General features: G+C 31.8%; 8 protein-coding genes. 1 reads left to right on the plus strand and 7 read right to left on the minus strand.

Annotated elements, in window-relative coordinates; genetic code table 11:
- Positions 1 to 123: 123 nt before the first annotated feature.
- Positions 124 to 633 carry a hypothetical protein gene (locus D1606_RS17910; RefSeq protein WP_119417380.1) on the plus strand — a complete coding sequence of 170 codons (510 nt, stop codon included), beginning with the start codon at positions 124 to 126 and terminating at the stop codon, positions 631 to 633.
- A gap of 180 nt (positions 634 to 813) precedes the next feature.
- Here D1606_RS17910 and D1606_RS17915 read toward each other — a convergent pair whose 3' ends face one another.
- From D1606_RS17915 to D1606_RS17940, 7 genes are all read right to left on the minus strand, one after another.
- Positions 814 to 1,137: a hypothetical protein gene (locus tag D1606_RS17915; protein WP_119417381.1), complete on the minus strand. Its 324-nt coding sequence runs from the start codon at positions 1,135 to 1,137 to the stop codon at positions 814 to 816.
- On the minus strand, positions 1,137 to 1,298 hold the full coding sequence (locus D1606_RS18900; RefSeq protein WP_158582431.1) for a hypothetical protein: 162 nt from the start codon (positions 1,296 to 1,298) through the stop codon (positions 1,137 to 1,139). The genes D1606_RS17915 and D1606_RS18900 overlap by 1 nt, the downstream gene beginning before the upstream one ends.
- A 498-nt stretch (positions 1,299 to 1,796) precedes the next feature.
- Positions 1,797 to 2,309: a hypothetical protein gene (locus D1606_RS17925; RefSeq protein WP_147414551.1), complete on the minus strand. Its 513-nt coding sequence runs from the start codon at positions 2,307 to 2,309 to the stop codon at positions 1,797 to 1,799.
- 474 nt (positions 2,310 to 2,783) lie between these two features.
- On the minus strand, positions 2,784 to 2,867 hold the full coding sequence (locus tag D1606_RS19380; RefSeq protein ID WP_369973828.1) for a putative holin-like toxin: 84 nt from the start codon (positions 2,865 to 2,867) through the stop codon (positions 2,784 to 2,786).
- A gap of 393 nt (positions 2,868 to 3,260) precedes the next feature.
- Positions 3,261 to 3,623: a DUF3139 domain-containing protein gene (locus D1606_RS17930; protein WP_119417384.1), complete on the minus strand. Its 363-nt coding sequence runs from the start codon at positions 3,621 to 3,623 to the stop codon at positions 3,261 to 3,263.
- Between the two features lie 198 nt (positions 3,624 to 3,821).
- Positions 3,822 to 4,424, minus strand: a complete 603-nt coding sequence (locus tag D1606_RS17935; RefSeq protein ID WP_119417385.1) for an HAD family hydrolase — start codon at positions 4,422 to 4,424, stop codon at positions 3,822 to 3,824.
- Positions 4,425 to 4,732: 308 nt separating this feature from the next.
- Positions 4,733 to 5,174: NUDIX hydrolase (locus D1606_RS17940; protein ID WP_233548166.1), on the minus strand; the 442-nt coding region annotated here is incomplete at its 5' end.

Consider the following 5,174-nt stretch of genomic DNA (forward strand, 5'->3'; position numbering starts at 1 on the left):
ACTCCCTCTCATCATAATATTCCTATCAAAAATAAGTTTTAATATATTTCTGTGTGAAATTAATAAAACCTTTTTGGGGAATAATATCACTGGATTTTTAAAAAGAATTAGGAGGTGTTATTTGTGAAAAAAGTGGGGTTATTATTTCTCTTTGTTTTTTGTTTTGGGGTACCACATATGAATGCAAATGGTGAAGATTTAGAAAAGATTTATCTTGATGGTGGTTATAAAGAGACGAATCGAGCTCTTAACGAGGCAAATACTTTTTTTAGGGAAAGTATTTTATTGCCGACTCGATTACCAGAGGTTGTGTTTACTCATACTTTTGCTAGATTTACTACTATAGCATCTCCGAAATTGGAAATTAGTTTTTTAAATGAAAATTCAGGAGAAACACATTACAAAATATTTGTTACTTTCCTAAAATATAAACAAGAATTTCAAAATGAGAAAAGTGCTAGTAGAATGAAATTAAAAGACGGAAGTGAAGCAATTTATATAATTAAAGAAAACTTTAGCTTACTGATATTTGAAAAGAATAAATTTCAATATACTTTAATGATGGATAAGATACATCCTGAAAAAGTTACAAAAAAGGATTTAATACAAATAGCAAATTCATTTAAAGAGTAGCACTCGCTGCTCTTTTTTATTTTGACCGACTTTTTGTGATAGTTCCTCAAAAAGAAGGGAGAAATGGTATTAGAAGAAACCCACTTGGAGTTTATCTGAAAAATTAATATACGTATTGCTAATTGAAACCAACCTTTGTAATAGTTGCAATAAAATAAGAGTCCACATAAATGCAGACTCTTAAGTAGAATGGAAATTATTGAATAATGCAGTTAATTTCGCAAATTCAGTTGGTTCTAATATACCTATTTTAACATATGTATTAGTCACAGGAATTATATTATAAAAATCATATTGTGCATACGAATTAGAATCTAATCCTGAACCATTAATATCGATAATCTTTTCTCTATAAGGAAAATCCTCAGTTGGCCCTGAATGAGTCACCTTAATCGCTATTGCGTTTTCTTGATAAACTTGCATTATAATAACAGGACGGTAAGAACTTCCCCGCCCTGGAGGTTCAAAATCAAAATTTAATTTGAAAACATCCCCTGGTTGCATCAGTCATTAATCCACCTATCATAATTAGGATCACCCTTACTAACATGGAATTTTCCATTCTTATCTGGCTTCATTTTTAATTCATTTTTAGAAAATAAACTTAAATCAATTGAAGAAGCAATTTCTTTATTTTTTTCTTGTTTAGTTAATGTAGACTGCAACTTTTTCGCCCTCCTTTTCATTTGCATATACCACCTTTTTTGATTAATTAATATGCCATTAGTATATGCAAAACATTTACTTTCTATCATTATTTTCCACCATTTTACATTGATTATATAATTATGTCAATTTCAAAATATATTAGACAACCATTCAAGTTATTAAATTACTAATTAGAAGCATCGATTTCATGTATGTTTTCCTATACTTAATACCCGGATGTCGAATATTTAAACGAAGAAAATAACATACATTTAAACTTAAATTCAAAAACCCAAAGTAGCATCATTCTACTGAGGGTTTGTTCTAATACCCCACACTTCTTCACTTGTAGAGTGCATCTCGCAATCGAAATGCTGGTATGGCTTAACTAATAGCTAGTTCCTTGTAAAAAATGGAACCTAACTATTTTTTATTTACCTTCGCATACTATCTTTCTCGACTGACACGATTATTGATGTCTATTTTTTATTAAAGAATTTGTAAAACCAAAAAATTCATTGATTCACTGCTTCTCTCATTGTAAGCAATAGACCGTCTTCATCTCCATATTGGAATCGACCAATTTTCCCTTCTTCTTTTGTAGAGAAAATGACTTCACCTGATACATTTGCCGTCTTTTCTTCCTCATCATTTTTCTGATAACCTACCGTTGCTACAAAGGTATAGAGATTGGACATTTTTTCGCCTTGCTTAATTGCGATGTCCTTAACCCTTAACTTGTATCCCGAGTGGTATGCAGTACTTTGATATGTCGTCCCAAATGCATTTAGAAAGGTGTCGAGGTAAGAATCTACAAAGTAAGGTCCGTATACCTCCATAACATACTTATCTAACTCTTTGTTCTCTTCTTTACCATTCACAACAGTCTTATATTTAGGGTTCCATACTAGATCCATAAATTCCTCATCTGGGCCAGTGAACTGAAGCTCAAGAACTTTTTTAATTACTCCTAAGTTTGCGTCTTTTACGTCAGACTTGGAACAAGCAGATATTAAAACCAATGACATCATTAACACCAAACTTAAAAACATAATCCGTTTTGTTTTGTTAAATTTTTTGAACATCACAGCACCCCTTTTTAATGTAGTACACTTGTAATCAATCTATTAAAGATTCAGATTAATAGATTTTTTATTGAACTAACCTGCTGCATTGTTTAAGTGTAAACCTTCAGAATCTTATTCTCATTTTAACATATATATACATTTTAGGATAATTTAGTTTAATGTAACCCATTAATTGTTTTAGCATCTGGCACCTGGTATTTTATAGTTATTTCCATGACTAGCACCATCACAATATCCACAAATATGTTTAACTTGAAAATATATCATCCCCCACGTATACTGAAGTTATTAAAAGCATAAATTAAAAAGACCGTCGATGTTATCCCATCGAACGGTCAAAACGATAGTTGATTCCTTTAAGGGGATTGGCTCCAAGGTAGAATAACCCATCAGAGCAGCTAACTCGAGGATGGGTTATTTTTTGTGATTAAATGACAGAACAGTGATGATCAACGTTGCAAATGCGATTGCAAACATTAATGCTTCAAATACTGTCATGGCATCACCCCCTTTCTTAGCGGGAGTGAGCCAACCATCCTTGAGTATCAGCTATCTAATATATCATATCAAACATTTGTTCTTATTGAAAGTTTAATAATACTATATTTAAAGTACATTGCTCCATAGAAAAAGCTGTTTAAACGATCCACTATTTGATGAATAGACACTTGCACATATATTTCTAACATACTTCCTGCACTTTTACATACTCTTTATGCATTTGATCGTTCTGCTTATACAGATACTCATATGAAGCTCAACCCTCTCATGATTTACTCTCTGCAAATATGAAGTTCACATAGTTTTTACTTCTGTAGGAATGTCATCATGGATATAATATTTCTTTTACATACAAAACCCCCAGTAGCTTCATTCTACTGAGGGTTTATTCTAATACCCGCACTCCACACTTTCCGAATGCAGATATAAGTCGTTTTCTGTACTTCCAGACCAGCCTGTTTGGAATACCTTTCCTTTTCTTACGTTGTAAAAGTATCGAGCTTTGGGTTCGTCATTGAAGACCACTTTTACCGTCCACTCGTTTTTGTGTGATAAGAAAATGCCAGGGATGGAATGTTCGACCGTGATACTTTTCATATCACTTTTATAATATTCTTGGTTTACCATTAAATAATCTAATGCTTCGTCGTATATTTGTTGTTTACCAAAATGAACATAGATTGTGAATGCTAATATGATAATTAGGACAATAGCTGCTGTTATGAACAACATCAAGCCTTTTTTTACCGCCATATGTCCACCTTCCGATTTTCATTATAAAGATTTATATGATAAGAGATCCTCATCAATTTTCACTTTATTTTATCAAAAGATTGGGTGTTTGTCATATTTGTGATGATGAAATTCTACAACTCTTACAAAAGAAAAAACTTTCTTCCCTGGCGCTTTGAAACAACTGGATAATCTTAAATAATTGGTCCTACCCCGCTTTTAGAACAATTCCAAAAGCTCATCAAATTTTTCTATCACGTAATCATATTCAGTGACATTTCCAAAGCCATACTTTGCGAAAACAAATGGGATGTCTGCATACCTAGACGCCTTTAAATCGCCTTCTGTGTCTCCTATATAGACAGGCTTTAAAAGGTTGTTTCTTTCCATGATCAATTTGATGTTTTCTCCTTTAGTTAGACCCGTTCTACTTGGAATTTCATAGTCCAGAAAATATTTATCAAGTTGATGATATTTGAAAAAGCCATCGATATAACCTTGTTGACAGTTACTAACGATGAACAGTTTATATTTCTTAGAAAGTTTATTTAATACAGCTTCTACATTCTCATAAAGATTCCCACCGTGTTTTTCTATATATTCCCCTTCAATTTCAAAGCATTGTTTAATAATTTTAGTTCGAGTCTGGTAATCTAAATTTGGAAACAATTTTCTACTGATATCATCCATTTGAAGCCCCATCGTTCCTTCAAAATCTTTTCTAGTTAGCTTCTTTTCTTTAACTACATCATTCCAAGCAAGTAGCACAGTATCTATCGAATCCCAAATAGTTCCGTCCAGATCAAAAATGATGCTATCCATATGTATGCCCCTCTTTCATTAACGCTTCTTTGAATTAAAGTTTGATTCACCTAAAACCCCTGTAATAAATGCTTTTGTAAAACTTTATCAATTTTAGTTTTGTAAAAAGATTGAAATTTAGGATTTGCTATTCTTTTAGTATTGAGGCTTCCAAGCTTCTTACGCACATTTTTATTATGAATAATAAGTTGAATATGTTGTTCATTTTTATAATATTCATTGAACCATTCATATTTTTTAAGCGTAGAAATATTTCTTGAAATATCCTCCTCGGGAACCGTTTATGTATAAAACTTTTTACTTTATTATTAAATATTTAAATACTGTTTTATTAAGTATAAATGATGTTCATGAAAAAGATGCTTTTCTAAATAATTTAAATCGACCCAGCGCATTGTTTCTTTTTCAACTGGCTCTGTTATCTTTTCTAGTAGCTCACAAACATATAAAAATCCAATATTATGTTGAGAATCATAAGGATATTTTTCAGAAACCCAGTGTCTTTCAGCTTTACCTATAAGCTCAACGATTTGGATTTCATGACCTGTTTCCTCAATGCTCTCTCTCAATAATGCACGTTCAGGAGATTCCTCTCCTTCAACCCCTCCACCAACTAAAAATAAATTCCCATCCGAATCTTCTACACATAAAAATTGTTGGTGGTCATTTCGAATGAGAGCATATGCTCCAGTTCTTTTCCAATAATTTAAAGCATAATTACGTTTACCAAAAGTTTTCATTATTATCCTC

Source organism: Rummeliibacillus sp. POC4 (assembly GCF_003576525.1).
Lineage (GTDB): Bacteria > Bacillota > Bacilli > Bacillales_A > Planococcaceae > Rummeliibacillus.